3 protein-coding genes are annotated in these 4,145 nt (G+C 44.6%); 2 read left to right on the top strand and 1 reads right to left on the bottom strand.

Annotated elements, in window-relative coordinates:
• Window positions 1–298, top strand: a 298-nt coding sequence (locus ACP45E_RS14460; RefSeq protein WP_141707347.1) for an ROK family protein, incomplete at its 5' end; no start/stop codon positions are given.
• A 123-nt stretch (window positions 299–421) separates the two neighbouring features.
• Window positions 422–1,369 carry a chemotaxis protein CheV gene (locus ACP45E_RS14455; RefSeq protein WP_017034039.1) on the top strand — a complete coding sequence of 316 codons (948 nt, stop codon included), beginning with the start codon at window positions 422–424 and terminating at the stop codon, window positions 1,367–1,369.
• A gap of 87 nt (window positions 1,370–1,456) precedes the next feature.
• Here the strand turns inward: ACP45E_RS14455 and ACP45E_RS14450 are convergent.
• The coding region (locus ACP45E_RS14450) for an error-prone DNA polymerase (RefSeq protein WP_069585165.1) at window positions 1,457–4,145 on the bottom strand (2,689 nt) is incomplete at its 5' end.

The raw sequence follows: 4,145 nt of genomic DNA, 5'->3' as shown, positions 1-4,145 counted from the left end.
CTTAACCTCTCTTCCGATCTTAGAGAAACTTGGTCGTTATTTGGGTGGCGCAATCGCGATTGTGATCAATCTCTTCAACCCAGAAAAAATCTTGATTGGTGGCGTTATTAACCAAGCAAAAGATGTGCTCTATCCGGCGGTGTTAACGTGTATCAAAGAGCAGAGTCTTCCAGTGTATCATCAAGATTTAGAGCTGGTGGAGTCGCGCTTTTATAAACAAGCAACGATGCCGGGCGCTGCGCTGATTAAACAAGCGCTTTTTGATGGCCTACTTTTAATGAAAGTCATTGAAGGTTAACAAGACTTATCTACAATATTGATAATAAACCCATGTGACATGACGTTATATGGGTTTTATTTTCTGTCTAAGCCCCATACTATGGGCTATGTTATTTATAGACCAGTAATTCTGAGAGTATGTATGTCTGGAGTTCTAAATACCGTTGATCAGAGAACCAATTTGGTTGGTGAGAATCGTCTAGAGCTATTACTTTTTAGCTTGAATAGCCGACAGATCTTCGCCATTAATGTCTTTAAAGTCAGGGAGGTGCTTAAAGTGCCTGTGCTGACCAAGATGCCTGGTTCTCACCACCATATTACCGGGGTTGCGTCATTACGCGGGGAATCACTGCCTGTGATTGATCTGCGCGCGGCGATAGGTTTCCCTGCGAATCATGATACGTCTCTAGAGCAAAACTTAATCATTACCGAGTATAACCGCTCTATTCAAGGGTTCTTGGTTGGGCAAGTACGTAATATTGTGAATACCGCGTGGACAGAAATTCAGCCGCCCCCAAAGACCGCGGGAAGAGCGAACTACTTAACGGCGATCACCCATGTGAAAGAAGATGATTTGTCTCATATCGTTGAAATCATTGATGTAGAAAAAGTGCTCGCTCAGATTATTGACTATGATGTGTCTATTTCTGAAGGTGTGCTAGATACCGAACTTGCATCTGAAATGATTGGACGTAACGTGTTGATTGTCGATGATTCTTCCACGGCTCGTAATCAAGTGAAAGGGACGCTATCTCAACTTGGGCTCAACATCATCGAGTGTAGTGATGGCCTCGAAGCGTTAACGTTACTCAAATCGTGGTGTGATGAAGGAAAAGATATCTATTCAGAATTGCTCATGATGATAACCGATGCGGAAATGCCGGAAATGGATGGCTATAAGCTGACTCATGAAGTACGAAGCGACCCTCGAATGAAGGATTTGTATATCACGCTCAATACATCATTAAGTGGCAGTTTTAACGAAGCGATGGTACAAAAAGTGGGTTGTGATCGTTTTATTTCTAAATTCCAACCGGACCTCTTGGTTGAAGTGGCTCAAGATCGATTACGAAATTTGCTTCAGGGTTAAAGGAAGGGCGATACGGGTTCAAGGTTGGAAAATCAACGGGAATGTATTGCTCCCGGTAAATTTCTTTTCCCTAATTTTCTTGCAAGTTTAATGAAAGTCTCGGGATCGAGTATCTAGGTGCTCAAAATGCTGGGTGAGATCGATTAATCGCCCTGCAATGACATGCGTGACATTACCTTCTTTTTCTAATATCCCTTTTACCATTAATATCTTTGCGGTTAAGTAGGCTTGTTTTTGAGCTCTTGCTGTCGCTTTCCAGACAACGACATTGATGTTGCCGGTATCATCTTCTAGGGTGAAAAACGTCACCCCAGCCGCAGTACCTGGCGACTGCCTTCCTGTGACCAATCCAACCACCGTCACCATGGATTGATGATCTTTGTTCATCAGGTCTGTCATGCGAGTGAACGGGCTTAACTGACGCGCATTATCGAGGAGAGTGATGGGGTGCAGATCGAGAGAGACACCGGTTGAGGAGAGGTCTTCCATTAATGTCTGCATATCACTTGGCGTCTCAAGGCGATGGTTTTGAATAGGATGGTTTTGCATCTTGTCGTCTTCAGTCTCGATCTCGTGCTGGAAAAGGGGCAAGTCGGTAATGGAGTCCATCATACTCCAACGGGCTTGGTAACGATTATGGGCGAATGAGTGCATGGCATTCGCAGAGGCCAATAGCTCTATATCTCGTTTATTGATACCAATGTGTTGCAGCTGAGATGGGGATTGATAACCCTGAGGTGGTCTTGCCTTGATCAATTGTTGCATACCATCTTGCGTAACCCCTTTGATTTGCCGTAATCCTAAACGAATCGCCAACGCAGAGGAATGAGCCACCACAAGGTGATCACAATCTGAATGATTAATGCATACGGGTAATACGGTGATATGGTGCCTCTTGGCGTCTTGAATCAGTTGCGAGGCGGTATAAAAGCCCATCGGTAAGCTATTGAGCAACGACGTATAAAAAGCCTCTGGATAGTAATATTTCAACCAAGCCGAGCAATACGCCAAAACAGCAAATGAGGCGGAATGACTTTCTGGGAATCCGTATTCACCAAATCCACAAATTTGATCGAATATCCTTTCAGCAAAATCGAGTTCATAGCCACGAGCTAGCATCCCATCAATGAGCTTCGTTTTAAACTTGAACAGTTCACCGTTTTTTTTCCATGAGGCCATTGCTCGTCGAAGTTTATCGGCTTCACCGCCCCTGAATCCAGCCGCCACCATCGCGAGTTTAATGACCTGCTCTTGAAAAATAGGGACCCCCATTGTGCGCGACAGAACTTCTTTGACTTCTTCTGATGGGTAGCTGGTGCGCTCAATACCGTCACGCCGTTTCAAAAATGGATGCACCATATCGCCCTGTATAGGCCCAGGACGAACAATTGCTATTTGAATGACTAGGTCGTAGTAACACTTGGGTTTAAGCCGTGGCAACATGCTCATTTGTGCTCGTGATTCAATTTGAAACACCCCAACGGTATCGGCGCGTTGTATCATGCCATAGACATTGGGATCGTCTTCTTTTCGGGTAATATCCGCGATAGAGAGCGATTGACCATGATATTGCTGAATGAGTGAAAAACACTTACGAATGGCAGTGAGCATACCCAACGCGAGCACATCGACCTTAAGTAGCCCAAGACTTTCTAAATCATCTTTATCCCACTGAATCACCGTACGTTGATCCATTGCTGCGTTTTCAATAGGGACAAGCTCGTACAAAGGGCCAGAGGAAATAACAAAGCCTCCCACATGCTGAGAGAGGTGACGTGGAAACCCGATGATGTCATTGACGAGCGTAATGAAATGTTCGCCTTTTAATGAGTCGGGTTTAAGCCCTAATTCAATAAGTTGAGCCTGCCACCCCAATTGGTGATCTCGTCGGTTAATATTTTTAATGAAAAAATCTAATTGAGTGTCATTAATACCGAGTGTTTTTCCAATGTCTCGAATGGCACTTTTCAAACGATAAGAGATCACCGATGCGGCCAAGGCTGCACGCTCTCGACCGTATTTCTTATAAATATATTGAATCACTTCTTCGCGTCTTTCGTGCTCAAAGTCCACATCAATATCTGGTGGCTCAGCTCGCTCTTTGCTGATGAAACGTTCAAACAATACCGAGACTTGCCTTGGATCGACGGAGGTAATTTCAAGGCAATAGCACACAACGGAATTGGCGGCGGATCCTCTTCCTTGGTAAAGAATGCCTTGTCTCTTGGCAAACATAACGATGTCATGAATGGTGAGGAAGAAGAACGCGTAATCGAGTTGTTCAATTAACGTGAGTTCTTTTTCAATGATTTGAACTATGGAATCAGGTACGCCATTTGGAAATCGTAAGTGTTTGCCTTGCGCGGTCAGTTGACGTAAATAACCGATAGGCGTCATTTGATTAGGAATGAGTTCGCTCGGGTATTCATAACGCAAAGACGCTAAATCGAACTGACAACGTTGAGCAATATGTTCCGTTTCAGCCAGCCACTCAGGCTTGAATATTCGAGCCAGCTTTTCCTGACTACGCAGCGCTCTTTCTGTATTTGTTAAGATATGCTCACCGATAGTATCTAGTGTGCTGCCATGTTTAATTGCGGTGAGTGAGTGTTGTAAAGGAAGCCTTGTTGCAGTATGCATTAACACGCCACCGCAAGCGGTGATGGGTAACTGAAATTCGGTAGCTAGAGTTTGGCAGTGCGCAGTGTACTCTTTGTCATTCCCATTGAGATGACGCTGCAAACCGAGCCATAGCCGATCAGCGTGGTGTTGATTA

Source organism: Vibrio genomosp. F10 str. 9ZD137 (assembly GCF_049974785.1).
Classification (GTDB): Bacteria; Pseudomonadota; Gammaproteobacteria; order Enterobacterales; family Vibrionaceae; genus Vibrio.
The sequence above is the reverse complement of the archived record's forward strand: the minus strand, read 5'-3'. Positions and strand labels throughout refer to the sequence as shown.